The 22,940-nt window shown below is 38.3% G+C and carries 23 protein-coding genes; 22 read left to right on the top strand and 1 reads right to left on the bottom strand.

Features of this window, described 5'->3' with window-relative positions:
- Positions 1 to 122 precede the first annotated feature (122 nt).
- The 4 genes from B5E92_RS03785 (at position 123) to B5E92_RS03770 (ending at position 4,525) form a co-directional block, all read left to right on the top strand.
- Positions 123 to 431 (top strand): XRE family transcriptional regulator, encoded by a 309-nt coding sequence (locus B5E92_RS03785; protein ID WP_143357564.1) that lies wholly within the window; start codon positions 123 to 125, stop codon positions 429 to 431.
- Between the two features lie 357 nt (positions 432 to 788).
- Entirely contained in the window at positions 789 to 1,979 is a 1,191-nt protein-coding gene (locus tag B5E92_RS03780) for an ABC transporter permease (RefSeq protein ID WP_087299344.1), read from the top strand.
- Between the two features lie 10 nt (positions 1,980 to 1,989).
- Positions 1,990 to 2,658 carry an ABC transporter ATP-binding protein gene (locus tag B5E92_RS03775; protein WP_087299342.1) on the top strand — a complete coding sequence of 223 codons (669 nt, stop codon included), beginning with the start codon at positions 1,990 to 1,992 and terminating at the stop codon, positions 2,656 to 2,658.
- Between the two features lie 28 nt (positions 2,659 to 2,686).
- Complete coding sequence (locus B5E92_RS03770; RefSeq protein ID WP_158095183.1) at positions 2,687 to 4,525, top strand: ABC transporter permease; 1,839 nt, start codon at positions 2,687 to 2,689, stop codon at positions 4,523 to 4,525.
- A 126-nt stretch (positions 4,526 to 4,651) separates the two neighbouring features.
- Here B5E92_RS03770 and B5E92_RS03765 read toward each other — a convergent pair whose 3' ends face one another.
- Positions 4,652 to 4,807, bottom strand: coding sequence for a transposase (locus tag B5E92_RS03765; protein ID WP_087299338.1), 156 nt, complete (start codon positions 4,805 to 4,807; stop codon positions 4,652 to 4,654).
- Positions 4,808 to 5,009: 202 nt separating this feature from the next.
- Between B5E92_RS03765 and B5E92_RS03760 the strand changes: the two genes are divergently transcribed.
- From B5E92_RS03760 to B5E92_RS03675, 18 genes are all read left to right on the top strand, one after another.
- On the top strand, positions 5,010 to 5,321 hold the full coding sequence (locus tag B5E92_RS03760) for a DUF6442 family protein (protein WP_087299336.1): 312 nt from the start codon (positions 5,010 to 5,012) through the stop codon (positions 5,319 to 5,321).
- Positions 5,322 to 5,327: 6 nt separating this feature from the next.
- Positions 5,328 to 5,540 carry a helix-turn-helix transcriptional regulator gene (locus B5E92_RS03755; RefSeq protein WP_087299334.1) on the top strand — a complete coding sequence of 71 codons (213 nt, stop codon included), beginning with the start codon at positions 5,328 to 5,330 and terminating at the stop codon, positions 5,538 to 5,540.
- A gap of 610 nt (positions 5,541 to 6,150) precedes the next feature.
- Positions 6,151 to 9,579, top strand: coding sequence for a VaFE repeat-containing surface-anchored protein (locus B5E92_RS03750; RefSeq protein WP_087299332.1), 3,429 nt, complete (start codon positions 6,151 to 6,153; stop codon positions 9,577 to 9,579).
- A 243-nt stretch (positions 9,580 to 9,822) separates the two neighbouring features.
- Positions 9,823 to 10,137 carry a YdcP family protein gene (locus B5E92_RS03745; protein ID WP_005363246.1) on the top strand — a complete coding sequence of 105 codons (315 nt, stop codon included), beginning with the start codon at positions 9,823 to 9,825 and terminating at the stop codon, positions 10,135 to 10,137.
- 15 nt (positions 10,138 to 10,152) lie between these two features.
- Positions 10,153 to 10,524, top strand: coding sequence for a YdcP family protein (locus B5E92_RS03740; protein WP_087299330.1), 372 nt, complete (start codon positions 10,153 to 10,155; stop codon positions 10,522 to 10,524).
- 74 nt (positions 10,525 to 10,598) lie between these two features.
- Entirely contained in the window at positions 10,599 to 11,825 is a 1,227-nt protein-coding gene (locus B5E92_RS03735) for a hypothetical protein (RefSeq protein ID WP_087299328.1), read from the top strand.
- Between the two features lie 59 nt (positions 11,826 to 11,884).
- Positions 11,885 to 13,288, top strand: coding sequence for an FtsK/SpoIIIE domain-containing protein (locus B5E92_RS03730; protein ID WP_087299326.1), 1,404 nt, complete (start codon positions 11,885 to 11,887; stop codon positions 13,286 to 13,288).
- A gap of 171 nt (positions 13,289 to 13,459) precedes the next feature.
- A complete protein-coding gene (gene mobT / locus B5E92_RS03725) occupies positions 13,460 to 14,674 on the top strand; it encodes a MobT family relaxase (protein WP_204215334.1) in 1,215 nt (404 codons plus the stop codon).
- A 4-nt stretch (positions 14,675 to 14,678) separates the two neighbouring features.
- Positions 14,679 to 14,810, top strand: a complete 132-nt coding sequence (locus B5E92_RS03720) for a DUF3789 domain-containing protein (RefSeq protein ID WP_087287230.1) — start codon at positions 14,679 to 14,681, stop codon at positions 14,808 to 14,810.
- On the top strand, positions 14,810 to 15,031 hold the full coding sequence (locus tag B5E92_RS03715; RefSeq protein ID WP_005363222.1) for a hypothetical protein: 222 nt from the start codon (positions 14,810 to 14,812) through the stop codon (positions 15,029 to 15,031). Before B5E92_RS03720 ends, B5E92_RS03715 begins: the two co-directional genes overlap by 1 nt.
- A gap of 67 nt (positions 15,032 to 15,098) precedes the next feature.
- Entirely contained in the window at positions 15,099 to 15,563 is a 465-nt protein-coding gene (locus B5E92_RS03710) for a hypothetical protein (RefSeq protein WP_087287234.1), read from the top strand.
- 77 nt (positions 15,564 to 15,640) lie between these two features.
- Positions 15,641 to 15,883, top strand: a complete 243-nt coding sequence (locus tag B5E92_RS03705; RefSeq protein WP_087287237.1) for a hypothetical protein — start codon at positions 15,641 to 15,643, stop codon at positions 15,881 to 15,883.
- Positions 15,865 to 16,359, top strand: a complete 495-nt coding sequence (locus B5E92_RS03700) for an antirestriction protein ArdA (RefSeq protein WP_087287239.1) — start codon at positions 15,865 to 15,867, stop codon at positions 16,357 to 16,359. The genes B5E92_RS03705 and B5E92_RS03700 overlap by 19 nt, the downstream gene beginning before the upstream one ends.
- 14 nt (positions 16,360 to 16,373) lie before the next feature.
- Positions 16,374 to 16,871 carry an antirestriction protein ArdA gene (locus tag B5E92_RS03695; protein ID WP_204243940.1) on the top strand — a complete coding sequence of 166 codons (498 nt, stop codon included), beginning with the start codon at positions 16,374 to 16,376 and terminating at the stop codon, positions 16,869 to 16,871.
- Positions 16,872 to 16,987: 116 nt separating this feature from the next.
- A complete protein-coding gene (locus B5E92_RS03690) occupies positions 16,988 to 17,377 on the top strand; it encodes a conjugal transfer protein (protein ID WP_087287245.1) in 390 nt (129 codons plus the stop codon).
- Complete coding sequence (locus B5E92_RS03685) at positions 17,364 to 19,814, top strand: ATP-binding protein (RefSeq protein WP_087287248.1); 2,451 nt, start codon at positions 17,364 to 17,366, stop codon at positions 19,812 to 19,814. The genes B5E92_RS03690 and B5E92_RS03685 overlap by 14 nt, the downstream gene beginning before the upstream one ends.
- 5 nt (positions 19,815 to 19,819) lie before the next feature.
- Positions 19,820 to 21,928 (top strand): CD3337/EF1877 family mobilome membrane protein, encoded by a 2,109-nt coding sequence (locus B5E92_RS03680; protein WP_087287251.1) that lies wholly within the window; start codon positions 19,820 to 19,822, stop codon positions 21,926 to 21,928.
- Positions 21,925 to 22,929, top strand: coding sequence for a bifunctional lytic transglycosylase/C40 family peptidase (locus tag B5E92_RS03675; protein ID WP_087287254.1), 1,005 nt, complete (start codon positions 21,925 to 21,927; stop codon positions 22,927 to 22,929). The genes B5E92_RS03680 and B5E92_RS03675 overlap by 4 nt, the downstream gene beginning before the upstream one ends.
- Positions 22,930 to 22,940: the final 11 nt, after the last annotated feature.

Raw genomic sequence — 22,940 nt, 5'->3', positions numbered from 1 at the left:
ATTTTAACAAAAAAAGATTCCGACATTTTAATCGGTTCATATCAAAAAAGACCAATTATCATCAAAGATAGTTGGTCTTATGTTTTTATTTATCGGAATCTTTAGAAAGTCGGGATATCTTTTTGAATTCCGATATCGGAATTCAGCGGGATTTATCTTTTCCAGATGTTAGCTCAATTCCTAAACTTGCAGAAATATTTGAAGTTTCCGTTGATGATTTAATGCAAGTAAAAACCAAAACGAAAGAAACTCCACCAGATAACAAAATAAATGAAATTATTCCACTTGCATTAAATGGAGTAGCTTTAGCAATGGGAATTGCAGTAGTTGTTCTTTTGTTTTTAAATGAAATTGAAATAAACTTAGCTATTAGGATGTTAGCAATTGGACTTGTATGTTTAGCTATTATGCAACTTATCAAAAAAGAATAAATTTTATTTAATTTATAATGGATATAATTTCTACCAGTCAATAATAAAACGACTGGTTTTTTATTGTTAAATTTTAGAGGATTTGATATGCAATTTTATAAATAATGTAATTTAGTATATTTTAAATACTGTTATTTAAACGAATTAATTGCTTCTTAGTCAACTTATATTGGATTATTGTAAATAATATAATAAAATAAGAATATGATAATTTATTATTTGTTAATAAAAATACTTGGATTTTTGGTCGATTTCATGAAATTAATTAGGAATACTAAATTATTATAGAACATTTTTTATAGTTAGTTGCTTTATATATTAAGTTTACTAACTTAATTAATAGTAAGGGGTAGTAATATGATTATTTCAATGACAAAAAAGTTGATTTTAAGATCACCATTAAAAAGTATCTTAACAATAATATTTTCAATATCAATTATTATTTTTATTGGACTATATATAAATAATATAAAGACATTAGAAACATCACTGAGAAAATTAAGTCAAACAATACCAGTAACAGGAGAAATATGCGACATAAGCGGTAGCAAAACCACTGGTTTAGAAATTGATGAAAGAAAGGGAAACCAGATTATTTTTTCTCAATATGTCGTGCAAGCTAAATACACTATTCAAGTAGTAGCCAATAATATCAATAATCAAAATAATATCAGTACAACATTGATGGGATGTAATTCAATTGATGCTTTACCGTTATTATACGATGATAATATTGATTTCATGTCAAGAAATGACAGTTCTTTTTTAACAGATGATAAAAATAATTGTATTGTTGAAGCTGATTTTGCTAAACAAAATAATATTGTTTTAGGACAGGAAATAACATTTTCATTATCTATTTATAAATATGATTCAGGTGTTTATTTAACAGATAATATTGATAATATAAAAATGAATGTTATTGGCATATATGATTATAATTCGGCTACTAATACATCGATTATTGTTCCGGTAAAAAGTTTAGCAAGACTAGTAAAAGAAAGTGGTAATGAAGTTTTTTATGATTCATTAAAATTTGAATTAAAGGATCCTGGTAAATTAAATGAATTTAAACAAGATGTAAAAAACATAGGTTTTTCTAATATTAATAGTCAGTCAGTTCAAAGTGTAGCTGGTAATAGCTTAATTGTTTATGACAATATATACATTGAAAATGCATCAAATATACTAGATGCACTTCAAATGTATAGATTATTTGAAATACCATTTATTATTTTAATGTTTGTATTATATGTTTTGGTTATTTTTCTATTGATAAAAAATAAGCAGTTAGAGATGGCAATATCACTATCATTGGGACAAAGTAAAAAAGCAGTAAATTTCAATTTGTTTTTAGAAATAGAAATATTAAGTATTTTAGGATGTCTATTGGGTGTATTAGCGTTAGTTTTGATAACAGATATTGAAATATTTAGTTTATTGATGATATTTTTTGGTTTTCTTATCTTATCTATTTTAGGAATTATGTTGGTAATTAAATTATTAATGAATTTTGATATTATGCAATTACTTAGTAAAACAGATTAGGAGGAAAATGATGGAATTATTAGAAACAAAAAATGTTAGTTATACATATCAAGGGAAATATCAAAAAGTAGAAGCTCTTAAAAACATTAATTGCCATTTTGAAAAAGGAAAATTATATGCAATTATTGGACAATCAGGAAGTGGGAAAACAACATTATTATCAATTTTAGCTGGATTTTGTAAACCTACTAGTGGTGAAGTATATGTTGATGGTAAACTTCTAGAAAAAAAGGATTTAGAATCTCATCGTCGTGATAATATTTCAATGATATTCCAATCTTTTCATCTTTTTCCGCTTTTGACAGTACTCGAAAATGTAATGTATCCAATGCAGATTATTAAAGAACCAAAAGATATTATTGAAAATAAGGCAAAAGAATTATTAGAAAAGGTTGGGATCCCAGCAACATATTATAAAAAATTACCAGCTATGTTAAGCGGTGGTGAACAGCAAAGAGTAGCTATTGCTAGAGCGTTAGCATCAAAAGCAAATTTTATTCTTGGAGATGAACCAACAGGAAATTTAGATAGTATAAATGGAACCAAAATTATCGAATTGTTTGAAAAGTTAGTAAATCAAGATTATTGTGTTATTATTGTTACTCATGATTTAAGTATTGCCGCTAAAGCTGATGTTGTTTATCAGATGAAGGATGGTAATATTGAATTGAAAAAATGATTAATTTATTGTTATGGAGAGAAAAACAATGATAAATAGTATAAAACAAATGAGTAGAGCACCATTAAAATTAATAGCACTATTTTTTATGATTATTATTAGTGCCGTATTATTAGTAGTGGGAAGTACGATGTTGATTAATTCAAACAAGCAGTTAAATGACATAGAAAAATCATGTATAACTTTAGCGACAGTTCAACAAAATGAAGATGCTATTGAAGTCAGTTCTACTTTTGATGGGGCTAGCAAAACTTATCGCAATTATAAATATCCAATATATGATGCAATCATTCCAACCGATATTTTAAAATTTGATAGTGCTAATTATTTATTGGAACCTGAAAAAAGACCTTTCTATGGTGCATATATGGAGGAATATAATACTTCTAGAAATTCAACATTTTCAGATGATTATACTGTTATTGAATTTACACCGGTAACTAATTGTGTCCCAGATCATCCTGTTGATGTTGAAGTTACAAACGTATTAAGTGGAGAATTGGAAGTTGGCTCTATAATATCATTTTGCGATCACTATAATGATAATCCACAATCCTTACAAGTTCAAAAAACTTATATAGCAACTGTTTTAATGAAAGATAATAATCATGATGATAGCGGTGGGATTGAATGGGCTGCATATGATTTTGCACCATTTACTACTCAACATGATAAAAATGGTAATTTGGTAGCTAGTGATATTACTACTGTTACTGCTTCAATCGAAGAAGTAAATGAGACTTTTATAAATTCAAACAGAAAAGAAAAATGGCAAAATATGTGTACTAGTTTTAAAATGCTTGATAAAACAATTCCTGTTTTGCCAACTAATAATTTAGATCTGTTACCAACTTTTCATTTAAAACAATCTAGTATTGTTGATGGAAGAAAAATATCTAAAAAAGAGTTTGATAATGGAGAAAAAGTATGTATTGTTTCTAAAGATTTTGCAACAGCAAATAACTTGAAAATTGGTGATGAAATAGAAATGCCTTTATATTTTGCTAATTATAATGAATCACCAGGTATTTTGTTTGGACATGATTCTAGATTGAATTTTTCTTTGTTAAATGCTAATGGTGATATATATCCCGTTTTTTCTAACCATAAATATAAAATTGTTGGAATATATTACACTACAAAAGTGACTTCAATAAATGATACTACCGAAATGGGATATGACCAGATTATTATTCCTAGTAAATCAGTAAAAGAATCTGATAAAAATAATATTGCTGATTATGGTGTAATGTCTAATGAAACGACATCATTTATAATACCAAATGGAACTATTGAAGAATATCAGAATAATTTTTCTAAATTAGACAAAAGTAGTCTATTAAAAATTACATTTGATGATATGGGTTATACTCAAATGAAACATAATCTTGAAAATGCTAAAGAAAGTGCTTATATATTGTGTGCTGCCGGTATTATAGTAACAATGATAATTATTTTAATGGTATTATATTTTTATGTAATTAAACAAAAAAGGCAGATAGCAATTTTAAGGGCTTTAGGTACTAGTAAACGACAATGTTATCTTTTTATACTAAGCGGATTAGTTTTATGGGTTATAATGGGTTCTATTATTGGTAGTGCTATTGGATTTGGCTTAGCGACAACTAATGATTCATATCAAAACAATAGTTATTTTAGTTATGAATATAGTTTGCTAAATTATGATGAAGATAACGAAAATGAAATAATAAAACCAGGAGATGATTTACAGCTTTCTCTTGTCAAAATATCAATTTTAACACCTGTTATTCTTACTGGATCTATTTTATTTGTTTGCTTAATTGCAACAAATAAATATCTAAAAGAAGATGTCATGCAATTGTTATTAGAAAATGAAGTAAAATGATAAATCTAAAAATTATGTGTCACAAATTTTAATACTTTAAACAATTAGATGCTATAATAAAGATTATTTTAAAATATTTGTCACTTTATTTTGCAGGATATTTTGGGATTGTCTATATATTTAATTTTATCTTTTTATCTGTTTACGTATGATTGTTTTTCGAGTATGATTTAATTGATCATTTATTAAGCGAATTACATGGAAATGATCAATCAGCAAGGTCGAGTTAGGAAAATATGTTTTTAGCAATGGTTTGAATACAAAGCTTATAACAGTACATATATACTCGACCTTTTATGTATTCAATAATATCTATATGCATGTTTATAATTTGTTATCTTAAATCAGTTTATCCACTCCTTTTCAGTTAATTCATAACATGTATTTGTATTTATTAAGATGACTTCGCAGTTGTTGACAAGTAAACTTGTCAATGGTATATTTATATTGACAATAAAACTTGTCATATAAGGAGGATGTATCAATGAATAAAGAAGAAATATTAGCAAGAAGCAGAAACGAAAGAATAGATGAAGGTGTTATTGAAGCTGAAAACAGAGGGAGAAAATTGGGGTATTTTATTTTTAGTGTTGTGTGTATATTTATACTCATTTTTAATTTCATAAATGGGCAAAAGAGTTATGAAATCATGGCAGTAATTTTTGCGTTTTTAGGTGCAGAATCTTATATTAAATACTTATTTACTAAGCAAAAGGCATTCTTGATTTCTGCGATTGCAGGAGCTGTTGCCACTATTGCTTTTTTAGCTAATCATGTTTTATTAGTGTTGAGGTAAATTTGGATGAAAGAAAGTTTAATATTAAAAAACAACTTAAAGGAAGCACGTTTAAAACACAAATTATCGCAAGAAGCATTAGCTAATCTTGTTGGAGTATCAAGAAATACAATTAGTTCAATCGAAACTGGTCAATTTAATCCAACTGCTAAGTTAGCACTGATTTTGTGTATAGCATTAGATATGAAGTTTGAAGAATTGTTTTATTTCGAGGATTAAAAATATGTTGAAACAACAAAAGACAAGAAACTTTTAGTAAATCAGAAATATTGGTTAATACTTGATGGCAAGTTTATTAGCGTAATTGAAGATAAGCAACATAAACAGTATTATGTAAATAACAAATATATTGAAAGATCCTAGGGCTTGTGCTCTAGGATTTTTATGTAGAAAAGTTCAATAAATACAATAAATTTTACTGCCATTTTACTGCCATGACCAATTTTAAATAAAAAAACCGCACTAGAATGCGGTGTTTGTTACATATGGCGCCCCCGATAGGAGTCGAACCTACGCAAAACATGCCTTAGGAGTTCTCTGTGAACTGTGGTAACTGGTACTTCGATTATCCTTTTAGGAGCGTTTAATACCGTAAATCAAAGCAAAAGTCTTTGTTCATTTTAGAAGCTAATACTCGTAAGTGTACCACCATACACCGCAGAGTGTTAGCAGGCTGTTAGCAAAATGAACCTGTCTACTGCTATGATTCACAAATAACTACATATAAATATAAATCATTTATCACTAGAAATCAAGATACTCGTATGACTTGGACGTTCAGAAATGAGCGTCCTTTTTATATTTAAAATGAAAGGAGCATTTAATAATTATGAAAAAGATTATAAAACGATTGCTTACAGGTGTACTTACCCTTGCAACCGTATTTACCGCATTACCTGTCACACAAGTTCATGCTGCGGATTCCGTCTATACCACTACGGACGGTAAAGCAGGAACAATCGTCAAGGTTGACAATAGCGGTACAGAGATTAAGAGCTTTGAAGAAAGCATAATGACCGCTGACGGTCAGACTGCCTATTGTGTAGATATTAACACCAACTTTGAATCGGGATATAAAAACCGTGTTGACGCTAAAGACAGAATGAGTGACGACCAAATATCAGATGTGGCGTTGAATCTGGAATACGTCAAACAGTATTCCAAAACACACAGTCTTTCCAGCAAGCAAGTCTATCTGTTGGAACAATGCGTTGTCTGGCGTAGATTGAGCGTTCATTTAGGTTGGGGTTACAACAATGTACGAGCTGCCTATGACGAAGTATCAGAAAAAATCCAGTCAGAAGTCTATGAGAACGCAAAGGCTTTCGCAAAAGCGAATAAAGACCGTTACGACTGTGGCGGTTATATTTATGTCGGTGAGGGGCAGGATTTAGGACAGTTCTGGGCGAAGCTGGCTGTCGGTGATGGCAAGATTCAGAAATCGTCCAGTAATACAGCGGTTACAAAGTCTAATGACTGCTATTCCTTATCTGGTGCAACTTATACTGTCTATTCTGATAAAGGCTGCACGAAGTCTGTTGCCACACTTACGACAGATGGCAACGGGAACACGGACACTGTGGAGTTGAGGGCAGCGACATACTATGTAAAGGAAACGGAAGCTCCAAAAGGATTCCAGTTAGATAAGAACGTCTACACCCTTACGGTCAAGGCTGGTGAAACCACTACATTGAAAGTCAGTGATACACCAAAAGTCACTGATACTTTGGTGGAGCTTTTCAAGATTGATATGGAAACGGGAAAATCCACCGCACAGGGTAACGCTTCTTTGGAGGGTGCAGAGTTCGTCTGGAAGTATTATGACGGATATTACACAAAAGATAATCTTCCAGCAGAAGCAACACGCACATGGACGACAAAGACAATCGCTGAAAAAGACAGTAATAACGAAGTCCATTACATCACACGTTTAGCTGACGCTTACAAAATATCGGGTGACAGTTTCTACACACAAAACGGTACTGTCTGCCTGCCGCTTGGTACTATCACTGTGGAAGAAAAAGCTGCTCCAAACGGGTACTTGTTAGAGGGTGCATATATGCAGGCTAACGGAAGTTCGGAACAGATAAAAGGTGTCTATGTGGCACAGATTACAGAAGATGGTGAGCTTGCAGCATTAAGCGGCAGCAACCAGTATTCCGTATCAGACAAGGTGATTCGTGGCGGTGTGAAAATCCAGAAGCGTGACCTTGAAACGAAAGATACAAAACCACAAGGCGGTGCAACATTGAAAGATACTGCCTTTGAAATTATTTCCCTAAATGATAACCCTGTTTTGGTAGATGGCAAGCTATATAACAAAAATGAAGTTGTCAAGACAATCCATACAGGCGTTGACGGTATCGCTGCGACTGCCGCAGACACACTTCCTTACGGTCACTATAAGATTTCGGAATCTAAAAGTCCGACAGGCTACTTGACTACTGGTGCGACAGACCGTGAGTTTGACATTGTGAATGATGGTGAAATCGTTGACTTAACAGACGAAGCACATTCTGTTTACAATCAGATTATTCGTGGTGATTTGGAGGGTGTGAAAATCGGTGATGGCACTCACAAGCGACTTGCGAATGTTCCATTCAGAATCACCAGCAAGACGACTGGTGAAAGCCACATCATTGTGACTGACGCAAACGGTCAATTCTCCACTTCTTCTGAATGGGTATCGCATAAACAGAACACAAACGCAGGTAAATCCAGTGAGGACGGTATCTGGTTTGGTACTTCCACACCAGACGACAGCAAAGGTGCATTGCTTTATGACACTTACACAATCGAAGAATTACGCTGTGATTCCAACAAAGGAATGACACTGATTCCTGCCTTTGATGTGGTGGTTTCCAGAAATAAAACAGTCATTAACTTAGGCACTTTGACAGACGATTACGAACCAGAAATCTCTATCCATACTACCGCTGCCGACAAGGTGACAGGTGAAAAGTCAATCGTTGCTGGTAAGAGCGTGACTATCGTTGATACGGTCACTTTAGATGGATTGAAGAAAGGAACGAAGTATCAGCTCAAAGGCTGGCAGATGGTGAAATCTGAAAATGCAAAGCTTCTTGTTGACGGGAAACCAGTGGAAAGTGATTACTCATTTACTGCAAAGGATTCCAAAATGGAAGTTGAGGTTTCCTATACATTCAATGCCAGTGCTTTAGGTGGCAAAGACCTTGTGACATTTGAGGAATTATACGACCTTTCCAATCCAGACGAGCCTGTCAAGGTGGCTGAACATAAGGACATTGAGGACGACGGGCAGACCGTGACAATCAAAGAACGAGTGATTACGGTTCATACCACAGCTACCGACAAAGCAACAGGTGAAAAGATGATTGTTGCTGGTAAAGATGTGACTATCATTGATACGGTCACTTTAGATGGCTTGGAAAAAGGCACAAAATATCAGCTCAAAGGCTGGGAAATGGTGAAGTCTGAAAATGCAGAGCTTCTTGTAAATGGTGAGCGTGTAGAAAACGACCTTGCTTTTACCGCTACTGATACAAAGATGGAAGTTCAGATTGAGTTTACATTCAATGCCAGCAAACTTGCAGGTAAGGAGCTTGTCACATTTGAAGAATTGTACGACGTAACAAATCCAGACGAGCCTACGAAAGTGGCTGAACATAAGGACATTGAGGACGACGGGCAGACTGTGACAATCACAGAGCGTATCATCACTATGCATACAACCGCTGCCGACAAGGCAACAGGGAAAAAGACAATCGAAGCTGGTAAAAATGTGACTATCGTTGATACCGTTACTTTAGATGGTCTTGAAAAAGGTGTGAAATATACCCTTAAAGGTTGGGAAATGGTGAAGTCTGAAAATGCAGAACTTATCGTGAACGGTAAGCGTGTGGAAAATGACCTTACTTTTACCGCTACCGATACGAAGATGGAAGTTCAGATTGAATTTACATTTAATGCCAGTGGGCTTGCAGGTAAAGAGCTTGTTACATTTGAGGAATTATACGACATGACAAATCCAGACGAACCTATCAAGGTGGCTGAACATAAGGACATCAAAGATGACGGGCAGACGGTGACAATCAAAGAAAAACCAGAATCCCCTACTACACCAGATGAGCCTAGCACACCAACAAAAACAGGCACATCACCAAAGACGGGTGACAATACACCATTTGTCGCATTATTCGCTATGATGGGGATTTCCGCTGCTGGTCTTATCTTCGCAGGATATAAGAGATTTCGCAGAGTAAAGAAGTCTAAATAATACGGGAGGTCACGGTACATGAAAACGCCCCGTTCACCGCCCTATCATAAGAAAGTCAGTCTGTGGCTGACAATAAACCGAACTTCTGCTTGATGAACATTTATCTTTCTGAATGGGAATTGTCAAGGGTGCAAAGCACAAAGCAACGCCCTTGATGATTCACAGGCAGACAGATATTATCCAGACAGCAGAATAACATTATCAATCATTAAAAATATAGAAAGAAAAGAGGTAAATACATTTATGGAATTAAAACACGTTATCCCGAACATGGAAAAAACATTCGGAAATTTGGAGTTTGCAGGTGAGAATAAAGTGGAACAGCGTAGGATCAACGGACGTATGACGGTAGTTTCCCGTAGCTTTAACCTTTATTCGGACGTACAGAGGGCAGATGATATTATCGTGGTACTGCCTGCGTCTGCTGGTGAGAAAAATTTTGAGTCGGAGGAAAAGGTCAAACTTATCAATCCGAAAATCACCGCAGAGGGTTACAAAATCGGCACAAGAGGATTCACAAACTATATCCTGTCAGCAGACGATATGGTGAAAGCATAAGGAGGTAGAAAGATTATGAGATTAGCAAACGGAATCATTATTGATAAGGAAAAGACATTCGGAGTATTGAAGTTCTCGGCGTTGCGTCGTGAGGTACATATGCAGAATGAGGACGGTACGGTTTCTGAAGAAATCAAGGAACGTACCTACGACTTGAAGTGTAAGGAACAGGGACGCATGATACAGGTAAGTATTCCTGCCACTGTTCCGTTAAAGGAGTTTGACTACAACGCAGAGGTGGAAATCATCAACCCTGTGGCTGATACGGTGGCAACTGCTACGTTTCAAGGGGCAGACGTTGACTGGTACATCAAGGCAGATGATATTGTTTTGAAGAATAAAATAAATATCTCTAATCGTTCAACACAGAATCAAACACAAAAGTAATTCTAGTTCCATAATTGTAACAGCATATAAGTAGTGGTATAATCTTTTGCATGAGATAATGAAAGGAATAAATTATGAATAGTATTATTTTTAAATTGAAAGATACAGATAATAAAGAATATAGAGTTGACGGAAATAGTGAATCCTCCAATTTAATTATTAACGACAATTTTATATTAAATATATGCTCACAAGTGGGTATTGAAAATCTTAAACATCTTTCGCTTACACTTGGTGCAAATAACATGGCTCTGCTTATTAAAGATTATACTTTGACTGATACTGTATATATTGAAGGTTTCTATGACGTGAAATCCAATATTAGTATTTTCCAAACAAGAGCTACTAATATTCATATGACAGGACAAACAATACAACATATGCAAATTGATTGTAAAAGTATACTCTTAGCTGAATGCAATATAGAGAAACTGGATATTGGTGCACATGAACAACACAAGCGAATGATGAACAACCAAAGAGATAATATTTACAAAATGGATAAAGTAGATTTACGCAATGTATCTATTGGCAATTTAGAAATTTATGCGGAGTGTAACGATATTAACATACAAGGAAGTAGAATAGAAGAATTAAATAATAATGGAAACATGTTCAAAGAATTTACTTCTACAGTGTCCTGTTTACATTTATGGCAAAATACTAATATTGGGAAATTGACCATTTCTAATAAAATCAAAAAATTTAGAATAGAAGATTCTTCTATTGGGAGGTTGATGGCTCGTGCAAAATTATTAATAGATGAGCTAGAAGTTAAAGATTCCATTATTGAAAATTGTTATGGATTTAAAGAAAAGCACTTTGGAACTCCCAAATATGAAAGTTGGCAATGGATTGGGAAATCGGCAGAAAATTCAAAAGATTTACGCAAGAGGTCAGAAGCAAATTACCAAATGGCAAAGCTTCTTTATCAAACAGAAAAAAAGGGAGATAAATTTGTGAGTGGCATATTTGATTTTTGTACAGGTTATGGATATAAGCCACTTAGAATTATTAGAGCTTCTGGTTTGGTGATATTACTAAACACGATTCTTCTTACACTCATTAAAATTGTATCTATACTAAGCATTAGCTCCATTCCTCTAAATACCACAACTTTTTATAAAGGAATAAACGTGGTTTGGAAAAATTGTCTTATATCTTTTGCCGCTTTAGCAGGACAAAACCATTTTGTTATGATGGACGGATTACCATACTGGTTATCCGTAATAGAATATTTGTTGGGTGTAATTTTATTTGCAATGTTTGTGAATGGACTATATGTAAGATATAAGGAATAATATTTTAGCAGTAAATTCTACGGGGTTTGCTGCTTTTTTCATGGAAAGGAGAATTTTATATGCCACAATTCAATAAACGTGGGAATCGTATTCGAGCCAGCGACAAATCGCTGGTTTTTCGTTTCTCGGCTGGTTCGCTGCTCCTGCTGTTCCTTGTGGTGGTATTGCTGCTGAACCTAAAGACAATCCTAACAACGGACTGGAAATCGGTTAGTTTTCTGAAAGATGGCAGCGTCCATTTTTCGGTCACGCCATATATGATAGTGACGGTCATAGTGTCAGCTCTGGTCTGTGCGATTGCTGCCCTTTTATACCAAAGATTCCAGTATGACAGGGTGAAACAGCTCTTTCACCGTCAAAAGCTGGCAAAGATGATACTTGAAAATGGCTGGTATGAATCGGAAACTACACAGGACAGTGGATTTTTTAAGGATTTACCAGTGACCAACAAAAAAGAGAAAATCACCTATTTTCCAAAGCTGTATTACCGTATGGATAACGGACTATTGTATATCCGTACAGAAATCACGCTGGGGAAATATCAAGACCAGCTCCTACACTTGGAAAAGAAGCTGGAAACAGGCTTGTACTGTGAGCTGGTATCAAAAGAGCTGCATGATTCTTATGTGGAGTATGTCTTACTCTATGATACGATTGCAAACCGTATCACCATTGACGAGGTACAGGCTGAAAATGGCAGCCTCCGTCTGATGAAGAATGTCTGGTGGGAGTATGACAAGCTCCCTCATATGCTGATTGCTGGCGGTACGGGTGGCGGTAAAACTTACTTTATCCTCACTATCATTGAAGCTCTGCTCCGCTGCAATGCGGTTATGTATGTGTTAGACCCAAAGAACGCCGACCTTGCGGATTTATCCGTTGTCATGCCAGAAGTCTATTACAAAAAGGAAGATATAACCGCCTGTATTGATAAATTCTATGACGGTATGATGGCACGAAGTGAAGCTATGAAGCTCATGGAAAATTATAAGACAGGTGAAAACTATGCCTATCTCGGTCTTGCTCCACATTTTCTCATATTTGATGAATATGTGGCGTTTATGGAAATGCTGACGACAAAGGAAAACGCTGCTGTGCTGAATAAGCTCAAACAGATAGTCATGCTCGGACGACAGGCAGGTTACTTTCTTATCCTTGCCTGTCAGCGTCCAGACGCAAAATATCTCGGTGATGGAATCCGTGACCAGTTCAACTTCCGTGTCGCACTGGGGCGTATGTCAGAGCTTGGCTATTCCATGATGTTTGGTGAGGTAGACAAGGACTTTTTTCTGAAACAGATCAAAGGACGTGGCTACGTCGATACGGGAACGAGTGTCATATCAGAGTTTTACACTCCCCTTGTACCAAAAGGACACGATTTCCTAAGAGAAATAGGAAGATTGTCACAAAACAGGCAGGACGGACAGGCGGCGTGCGAAGCGGAAGCCGCAGGTACGGACTAGCCTGTATTGGTGTGGCTTGCCACACCAACCATTCGCCCCCGTTATCTAACAGGGGGGCACAAATTATCTGGAAACAGTCAATCAAATATCGGAAAGACCGCTAAAACAGTGGACTTTTCAAACATTCAAGGGAGTGTGACAAAATCGGGAAATGTCACATTCCTTTTTCGATTGGAGGGATTTTTACTGAATGATACCGATTGGATAAATGATTTTAAGGAAAAACGGACGCAGTACGGCGTTTCCCAGAATCAGCTTGCGGTCATGGCTGGTGTCAGCCGAGAGTATGTCAGCAGGCTTGAATCTGGAAAAGTAGCCTTGACGGAAGAAATCAAGGTGAAATTCACGGACGCTCTGGAGCGATTGAATCCAGACAATCCGCTGGAAATGGTCTTGGATTACGTCAGAATCCGATTTCCCACACAGGACGTAAAACACGTTGTTGAGGATATTCTCAAATTGAGGTTTGATGTGATGATACATGAGGATTTCGGATTCTACTCCTATGCGGAACATTATGTCTTGGGTGATGTGTTCGTGCTGACTTCACCCGATAAGGAAAAAGGCACATTGTTAGAGCTGAAAGGCAAAGGCTGTCGGCAGATGGAAAGCTACCTGCTGGCACAGCATAGGAGCTGGTATGACTTTCTCATGGACGCTCTGATAGAGGGAGGTGTGATGAAACGTCTTGACCTTGCCATCAACGATATGGCAGGAATCTTGGATATTCCAGAGCTGACAGAGAAATGCAACCATGAAGAATGTATTTCCGTATTCCGCAGTTTCAAGTCTTACCGTTCTGGTGAACTTGTCAGAAGTCAGGAACAGGATAAATACGGTATGGGAAATACATTGTATATCGGTTCGCTCAAATCGGAAGTCTATTTCTGTATCTACGAAAAGGACTATGAACAGTATGTCAAATACGATATTCCTATTGAAGATACGAAAATCAAGAACCGTTTTGAGATAAGGCTAAAGAATGAGCGAGCCTATTATGCGGTACGTGACCTGCTGACCTACCATGACGCAGAGCGTACCGCTTTTGATATTATCAATCGCTATATGCGATTTGCTGACAGGGAGGTGGAGAAACGACGCAGCGAATGGAAAACCAATGAGAAATGGGCGTACTTTATCGGTTCTGATCGTGGGCGTTTGAAACTGACGACCAAACCAGAACCGTACACGCTCACAAGGACGCTGAACTGGATAAGCAGACAGGTAGCTCCCACATGGAAAGTCTTACAGCAGATAGACAGTACCAACGGTACAAGTTATCTCAAAGATATTTTAGACCATGCGAAGCTCACCGAGCGTCATAAGAAACTGATTGAACAGCAGACGACTTCCACAGAGGAAGTCATTACAGAAACGGAGGAATGACAACATGAAACATATCTTATTTGACTTCTTCCTGTTCTCACTTGGGGCAGGATTCGGAGTAGTTACTATGTGTCTTATGCAGGCAGCAAAAGCCGCAGACAGAGAAATTGAAATGATGGAAAGGAGAAAGAGATAATGAATTTCGGGCAGAACTTATACAACTGGTTTTTATCTAACGCACAGAGCTTGGTGCTTATGGCAATCGCTGTTATCGGGGTGTATCTTGGTTTCAAGCGTGAGTTTTCCAAACTTATCGGCTTTCTGGTGATTGCCTTAATCGCTGTCGGCTTGGTATTCAATGCCGCTGGCGTAAAAGACGTACTGTTGCAGTTATTCAATAAGATTATCGGAGCGTAAAATTATTGTATTGCTTATATCTTAATGCTATAATTCTAATACAAAAAATCATTATTACGGAGGGAATATGGAAACTATAATTTATATCATATCAATCTCATTGCAATTAGCAGGAGCATTACTGTTAATGATATTTGTTCTTTCTACAAAACGTGAAAAGGTTATTCAGCGTTTTGCTGGAAATGGGATAATTGCAAGAGACAACAATACAAACGAGATTTTGTATAATGAAAAAGCATTTAAGGATTCTTTTAAAAACGCATATCTCAATAAATGTTCCTTTGCATTTATAGCATTGGGATATTTTATGGGTGTGTTCGGAGCAATTAACTATAATAAAGCTTTGGTTGGTATATTGATTGTTTTATGTACAGGTTTAATTATGGGAGCTACATATTTAATCGTCAATCAAATTGTCTCTCATTCTAAGGTTATAAACAAAAAAATAACTAATGAAGAATTAAGTTTAGCTGGTGTAGAACCAGACATAGAAGATATTCCTAACGACGAAATAGCCAAACTTTTTGAGTAAAAGAATAATGTGTAAAAGCAGTAACTTTTAATGGTTTACTGCTTTTTTCATGCAAATTTTTAAGATTGGAGGACAACATGAAAACAGATATTTTTGAGGATATGAAAGACCGTATCGGCTGCCATGTTTCTGACCTGCCCTACCGTAAACGTGAGGTATGGGAGGAAATCAAACGACAGCTACCGCTTACATATCCGAAAGAACAGTTAGAAAAATTCTCTCATTATGTGTTCGGTGTAGATTATGCTGTTATAATGGGAATACTGGAAATGAGGAAAGGAAGTGATAAGCCTTGCAGGAAATGCGAATCTACCTTTTAAACAATACAAAACCTTACCATGACGAGGACGACGGTTACTCTGGTGACTGGTTTAGCTGCCCTGTGGACTTTGAGGAAGTCAAAGAAAAACTCGGTGTGGAACATGAGGAACAGATTGAGATTGCAGACTATGAGCTGCCCTTTGATGTACACAGCGATATGCCACTTTGGGAAATCAACGCCAACTGCTACATGATTCTTGAATTGGAGGGTACGCCTATTGGCAATGAAATGAAAGCCATTCAGCAGAAATGGTTTGCCAGCTTTGATGAATTTATCGACCACAAGGACGAGATACGTTACTATGATGTGGGGGACGGTGCGGCACTGGCAGAATACCTTATTCGTGAGGAATCCGTTTTCGGTGAGATTCCCCACGAACTTTTAAAACATATCGACTACCATTCCTACGGAAGTGAACTGGAAATGGACGACAGATACCTTTTTACAACAAGCGGCGTATTCCGTTATCAGTAAAGGGGTGATGTAATATAGAAGAAATGCGAGTTTATATCGCCAATCTTGGAAAATATAACGAGGGTGAGCTTGTAGGTGCGTGGTTCACTCCGCCTGTCGATTATGACGAAATGGCAGAACGTATCGGCTTGAATGAGCGATACGAAGAATACGCTATCCATGATTACGAGCTGCCCTTTGAGATTGACGAATACACACCAATAGAGGAAGTCAACCGCCTTTGTGAAATGGTGGAGGACTTACCAGAGGATATACAGGACGAACTTTCAGAGCTGCTCTGCTATTACAGCAGTTTGGAAGAATTGTGCGAACACGCAGACGATATTATCCATTATCCCGATTGTGACGATATGACAGACGTTGCCTATTACTTCATAGATGAATGTCAAAGTCTGGGTGAGATACCAGACAGGATAAGAAGCTACATAGACTATGAAGCCTACGGGCGTGACCTTGATTTAGAGGGACGTTTTGTCGTCACCAATCATGGCGTGTTTGAATGTCCGTACTGACAATTACAACTGAATATTTTATCATCAGCCAGTGAAATGACACTGGTATTTTTTATGCAGCAGCCTTGAAATACAGGCTGCTGTTTCCATTTTAGAAAAGAAAGGAGCTGTGAAAATTGAAGAAAATCAAAAGCTATACAAGCATATGGAGCGTGGAGAAAGTCATTTATGCAATCAACGACTTTCAGCTCCCGTTCCCTCTCACGTTCAGTCAGATGGCTTGGTTTGTGGTATCGCTGTTCGTGGTGATTCTCTTTGGGGAGCTGCCGCCCTTTAACATGATTGACGGTGCGTTCCTCAAATACTTTGGAATCCCTGTGGCGTTTACATGGTTCGTATCGCAAAAGACCTTTGACGGAAAGAAACCTTTCGGATTCTTGAAATCGGCTGTCACCTTTGCCTTACGTCCCAAAGTGACCTATGCAGGAAAAGCCATCAAGCTGAAACATGAAAAATTCAATCCCGTTATTACAGCAGTTAGGAGTGTGATGTATGTTCCCGATTAAATATATAGAAAACAATCTGGTGTTCAACCATGACGGTGAATGTTTCGCCTACTATGAGCTGACACCCTACAATTATTCGTTCCTGTCACCAGAGGAAAAGTACATGGTACATGACAGTTTCCGTCAGCTTATTGCACAGAACCGTGACGGAAAAATCCATGCCTTACAGATTGCCACAGAGGACAGTCTGCGTGCCATGCAGGAGCGTTCCAAAAAAGGAATCACAGGCAGGTTAAAAGAAATCGCCTGTAAAAAGGTAGACGAACAGACCGAAGCGTTAATTGAGATGATTGGGGAAAATCAGATTGACTACCGCTTTTTTCTTGGTTTCAAGCTGTTAGTCAATGAGGAAGAAATCAACCTAAAGAGCATGAAGAAATCAGCAGCCATGACCTTTACCGATTTTATCTATGAGGTCAATCACAAGCTCATGGGTGACTTTGTTTCCATGAGTAATGATGAAATCAACCGTTTTATGAAGATGGAAAAGCTCTTGGAAAGTAAAATCTCACGCCGCTTTCAGTTCCGCAGGCTTAATAAGAACGACTTCGGGTATCTCTTGGAACACATCTACGGGAATACGGGCATTGCGTACAGTGATTACCGTTACGATTTACCCGTCAAGAAGCTAAAGCGTGAAACGCTGGTGAAGCGATATGACCTTATCCGTCCTACTCGCTGCATGATAGAAGAAAACCAGCGATACCTAAAGATAGAGCGTGAAGATCAGACAACGTATGTTGCCTACTTCACGATTAACAATATCGTGGGTGAGCTGGACTTTCCATCTTCGGAAATCTTCTACTACCAACAGCAGCAATTCACATTCCCTGTTTCCACTTCCATGAATGTAGAGATTGTAACAAATAAGAAAGCCTTAACCACTGTCCGTAACAAGAAAAAGGAATTAAAAGACTTGGATAACCACGCTTGGGAATCCAACAACGAAACGGGAAACAACGTCATAGAAGCTCTGGATTCAGTTAATGAGCTGGAAATGAATCTCGACCAGTCAAAGGAATCCATGTACAAGCTGTCTTACGTTATCCGTGTGGCGGCTGATTCATTGGACGAATTGAAGCGACGCTGTGATGAAGTCAAGGACTTCTACGACGATTTGAACGTGAAGCTGGTTCGTCCATTTGGTGATATGTTAGGACTTCACGGTGAATTTATTCCAGCAAGCAAGCGTTACATCAACGATTATATCCAGTATGTCACTTCTGACTTTCTCGCTGGTCTTGGGTTCGGTGCGACACAGCAGCTTGGGGAAACGGACGGTATCTATATTGGCTATAACCTTGACACAGGAAAGAATGTGTACTTAAAGCCTAGCCTTGCGGCACAGGGCGTTAAGGGTTCGGTGACTAATGCGTTGGCTGCCGCCTTTCTTGGTTCGCTCGGTGGTGGCAAGTCATTCTGTAACAACCTTATTATCTATTATGCGGTGCTGTTTGGAGGAAAAGCAGTCATTGTAGACCCGAAATCAGAGCGTGGCAACTGGCAGGAAACACTACCCGATATTGCACATGAAATCAAGATAGTCAACCTTACCAGTGAGGATAAGAACAAAGGACTTCTTGACCCGTATGTGATTATGAAGCGTACAAAGGACGCTGAAAGTCTGGCTATCGACATACTCACTTTTTTAACTGGTATCAGCAGTCGTGACGGTGAGAAGTTCCCTGTCCTGCGTCGTGCAATCCGTTCCGTGACACAGAGTAAGCAGCGTGGACTATTCCGTGTCATTGATGAATTAAGAAAAGACGGTTCATCAGTGGCAGAGAATATTGCAGACCATATCGAAAGCATGACGGACTATGACTTTGCACATCTTCTGTTCTCGGACGGTGATGTAAAGCAGTCCATCAGTTTAGACCGACAACTTAATATCATACAGGTGGCAGACCTTGTACTGCCAGACAAGGACACAAAGTTTGAAGAATACACCACAATGGAGCTACTTTCTGTGGCAATGCTTATCGTTATCAGTACCTTTGCCTTAGACTTTATCCATTCGGACAGAAGTATTTTCAAGATGGTGGACTTGGACGAAGCGTGGACGTTTTTACAGGTGGCACAGGGAAAAGCACTCTCAAATAAATTGATTCGTGCTGGACGTTCCATGAACGCCGCTGTCTACTTTGTCACACAAAACTCTGGTGATGTAGACGACGAAAAGATGAAGAACAATATCGGTCTGAAATTTGCCTTTAGAAGCACAGATATAAAGGAAATCAAGAATACCCTTGAATTTTTCGGTGTGGATAAGGAGGACGAGGGAAACCAGAAGCGACTTAGGGATTTGGAAAACGGGCAATGCCTGTTTCAAGATTTATACGGGCGTGTGGGTGTTATCCAGATACACCCTGTATTTTCAGACTTATTCCATGCCTTTGATACCAGACCGCCAGTGCAGACGGAAGAATCGAGGTGAAGTCTATGCGTAAACGAAAAATCCTAAGATTCTTCGGTATCGCTCTGCTGGTGGTTCTTGGTGTGCTGGTATTCCTGTCAATCACAGGTACGGTGGCTCATGCGGCTGGTCTGGTAGACAATACGGTGAGTGACGCTAACGCCTATTCAAAATATCCGCTGGAAAACTACCAGTTGGACTTCTATGTGGATTCAAGCTGGGACTGGTTGCCCTGGAACTGGCTGGACGGTATCGGAAAAAGTATTCAGTACGGACTATATGCTATCACAAACTTTGTCTGGACGGTGAGCTTATACATTTCCAATGCGACGGGATATGTGGTACAGGAAGCCTACAAGCTGGACTTTATCTCGGATACCGCAAGCTCTATCGGAAAGAACATTCAGACGCTTGCAGGTGTCACTTCCAGCGGTTTTTCCAGTGAGGGGTTTTATGTGGGATTCCTGCTTATCCTTATTCTGGTAATGGGTATCTATGTCGCTTACACAGGACTTATCAAGAGGGAAACGACAAAAGCGGTTCATGCGGTAATCAATTTTCTTGTAGTCTTTATCCTGTCAGCGTCCTTTATTGCCTACGCTCCAAACTATATCAGTAAAATCAATGACTTTTCCGCTGATATAAGCAGTTCGGCGTTATCGCTTGGCACAAAGATTGTGCTGCCCGATTCCAACAGCAAAGGAAAAGACAGCGTGGATTTGATAAGGGACAGCCTGTTTTCCATACAGGTGAAACAACCGTGGCTACTCTTGCAGTATGGGGAATCCGATATAGAAACACTGGGTTCTGACCGTGTGGAAAGCCTGTTATCGGCAAGTCCAGATACGGACGACAGAGAGGACGTTGTGGTTGAGGAAATCGAAGATAAGGACAATGACAACCTAAGTGTTACAAAGACCATGACCCGTTTAGGTATGGTGGTATTTTTGTTTATCTTTAATATCGGCATATCGGCTTTCGTGTTCCTGCTTACAGGTTTGATGATTTTCTCACAGGTGCTATTTATCATTTACGCCATGTTTTTACCGATTAGCTTTATCCTGTCTATGATACCGACTTATGAGGGCATGGCAAAAAAGGCACTTACGAAGCTGTTCAATACCATTATGATGAGGGCAGGAATCACGCTGATTATTACGACTGCTTTCAGCATATCCACTATGTTCTACTCGATTTCTTCTGGCTATCCGTTCTTTATGATTGCCTTTTTACAGATAGTCACTTTTGCGGGAATCTATTTTAAATTAGGTGATTTGATGGCAATGTTCAGTCTGCAATCTTCCGATACACAGCAGGTCAGCAGACGAATCATGCGACGACCTTATATGTTCCTTAACCGCAGGGCAAGACGCTTGGAGCGTAAAATCGGAAGAACGGTTGCGGCTGGTGCTGCTGGCGGTGTCGCTTGTGCTGCGGCTGCTACTGCCACGAAAAAGACGGATAATACAAAATCAGCAGGCAGCGGTCATACCAGACCGAATAATACGCCATCTTCCCATAGTGGAGGTAATGGAAAGCCGCCTGCTTTACCAGTGAATCAAAAGCCGCCTGCTCTGCCCGATAAGCAGAACAGCGATTCTTCACAGACAGTACATAGCAGCTCTGCAAGCCAGACGCAGGAAACGAGTGCAACTTCTAAGCGTGGTATCGTGGATAAAAAAGCGGTATCGAAACAGCAGCCATCAGAGAAACAGAATAAACAAAGACCGCTGGTTGATAAGAAATCTGTGGAACAGGATAAGGAGCGACAGGACAATGGATCAGCGACAAAAGCTGGTACAGCGAAAGGAACTGCCCCATTGCATGAGCGACCAGTGACAACGCCTGTATCTGCGAAAGCAGCTCCACAGGCGGCAGGTTCTAAACAGGAATCTGCTGCGAAAGACCGTCCTGCAACTGTGACAAAGGAACAATCACAATCTTCCAGAGCAAAAGAACCAGTGACAAGACAACAGGAGAATGTAAGGGCACAGGCTGTCAGAGAATCTACATCAACAGCAAATAAACAATCTGCCCCTACTACCCGTCAGACCGTACAGCGTCAGAAGCAGACAAAGACAGTAAGTAAAAAGACTACAAATAAAACGTCCAGTAGGAAAGGCGGCAAGAAATGAAGCTAAGACACTTCGCTGTGTTTGGTGGGATTTTCACGGTGATTATCGGTCTGCTTTTGTTTCTGTTTATCGTGACCGCAGATGATGAAGAAAGCAGCACTTCCCACTATGATTTTTCTGGACTGAATCTGTCAGAGGAAGTGCTGAAACATCAGCCAACGGTAGAAAAATATGCGAAAGAATACGGGATTGAGGATTATGTGAATTATCTGCTTGCTATCATGCAGGTGGAATCTGGCGGCACAGGTACGACAGACGTTATGCAGGCAAGTGAATCACTTGGTCTGCCGCTTAATTCCCTTTCCATAGAGGAATCCATCAAACAGGGGTGTAAATACTTTTCGGAGCTTTTAAAATCCGCAGAAGCAAAAGGCTGTGACATCAATACAGTGGTACAAGCCTATAACTATGGCGGTGGCTTTATTGATTATGTTTCCAGTCATGGGAAGAAATATACTTTTGAGCTGGCTGTCAGTTTCTCAAAGGATAAATCGGGCGGTGTCAAAGTTACCTATAAAAATGAGATTTCCATTAAGGAAAATGGCGGCTGGCGTTACAAGTACGGGAATATGTTCTACGTGCGGCTTGTGAATCAGTATTTAGCTGTTCCAAACTTTAGCGACGCTACGGTGCAGGCAATCTTCAATGAAGCATTGAAGTATCAAGGCTGGAAGTACGTCTATGGCGGCAGCAATCCAAACACCAGCTTTGATTGTTCTGGTCTTACCTCTTGGTGTTATGGAAAAGTTGGTATCAGTTTACCTCGTACCGCACAGGCACAGTATGACGCTACACAGCACATACCATTATCACAGGCAAAGGCTGGTGACTTGGTATTCTTTCACTCAACTTATAATGCTGGAACGTATGTTACTCATGTGGGAATCTATGCAGGAAACAACAGAATGTATCACGCTGGAAATCCTATCGGATATGCAGATTTAACAAGCTCGTACTGGCAGCAACATTTGATTGGTGCTGGACGGGTAAAAACGAAATAGAAAGGAAATGG

Source organism: Erysipelatoclostridium sp. An15, from assembly GCF_002160675.1.
Taxonomy (GTDB): domain Bacteria; phylum Bacillota_I; class Bacilli_A; order Erysipelotrichales; family Coprobacillaceae; genus Thomasclavelia; species Thomasclavelia merdavium.
The sequence above is the reverse complement of the archived record's forward strand: the minus strand, read 5'-3'. Positions and strand labels throughout refer to the sequence as shown.

Coding starts and splice junctions, on each gene's coding strand:
- B5E92_RS03780 (WP_087299344.1), top strand. CDS start 789: ATGATTATTTCAATGACAAAAAAGTTGATTTTAAGATCACCATTAAAA.
- B5E92_RS03775 (WP_087299342.1), top strand. CDS start 1,990: ATGGAATTATTAGAAACAAAAAATGTTAGTTATACATATCAAGGGAAA.
- B5E92_RS03770 (WP_158095183.1), top strand. CDS start 2,687: ATGATAAATAGTATAAAACAAATGAGTAGAGCACCATTAAAATTAATA.
- B5E92_RS03760 (WP_087299336.1), top strand. CDS start 5,010: ATGAATAAAGAAGAAATATTAGCAAGAAGCAGAAACGAAAGAATAGAT.
- B5E92_RS03755 (WP_087299334.1), top strand. CDS start 5,328: ATGAAAGAAAGTTTAATATTAAAAAACAACTTAAAGGAAGCACGTTTA.
- B5E92_RS03750 (WP_087299332.1), top strand. CDS start 6,151: ATGAAAAAGATTATAAAACGATTGCTTACAGGTGTACTTACCCTTGCA.
- B5E92_RS03745 (WP_005363246.1), top strand. CDS start 9,823: ATGGAATTAAAACACGTTATCCCGAACATGGAAAAAACATTCGGAAAT.
- B5E92_RS03740 (WP_087299330.1), top strand. CDS start 10,153: ATGAGATTAGCAAACGGAATCATTATTGATAAGGAAAAGACATTCGGA.
- B5E92_RS03735 (WP_087299328.1), top strand. CDS start 10,599: ATGAATAGTATTATTTTTAAATTGAAAGATACAGATAATAAAGAATAT.
- B5E92_RS03730 (WP_087299326.1), top strand. CDS start 11,885: ATGCCACAATTCAATAAACGTGGGAATCGTATTCGAGCCAGCGACAAA.
- B5E92_RS03720 (WP_087287230.1), top strand. CDS start 14,679: ATGAAACATATCTTATTTGACTTCTTCCTGTTCTCACTTGGGGCAGGA.
- B5E92_RS03715 (WP_005363222.1), top strand. CDS start 14,810: ATGAATTTCGGGCAGAACTTATACAACTGGTTTTTATCTAACGCACAG.
- B5E92_RS03710 (WP_087287234.1), top strand. CDS start 15,099: ATGGAAACTATAATTTATATCATATCAATCTCATTGCAATTAGCAGGA.
- B5E92_RS03705 (WP_087287237.1), top strand. CDS start 15,641: ATGAAAACAGATATTTTTGAGGATATGAAAGACCGTATCGGCTGCCAT.
- B5E92_RS03700 (WP_087287239.1), top strand. CDS start 15,865: ATGCGAATCTACCTTTTAAACAATACAAAACCTTACCATGACGAGGAC.
- B5E92_RS03685 (WP_087287248.1), top strand. CDS start 17,364: ATGTTCCCGATTAAATATATAGAAAACAATCTGGTGTTCAACCATGAC.
- B5E92_RS03680 (WP_087287251.1), top strand. CDS start 19,820: ATGCGTAAACGAAAAATCCTAAGATTCTTCGGTATCGCTCTGCTGGTG.
- B5E92_RS03675 (WP_087287254.1), top strand. CDS start 21,925: ATGAAGCTAAGACACTTCGCTGTGTTTGGTGGGATTTTCACGGTGATT.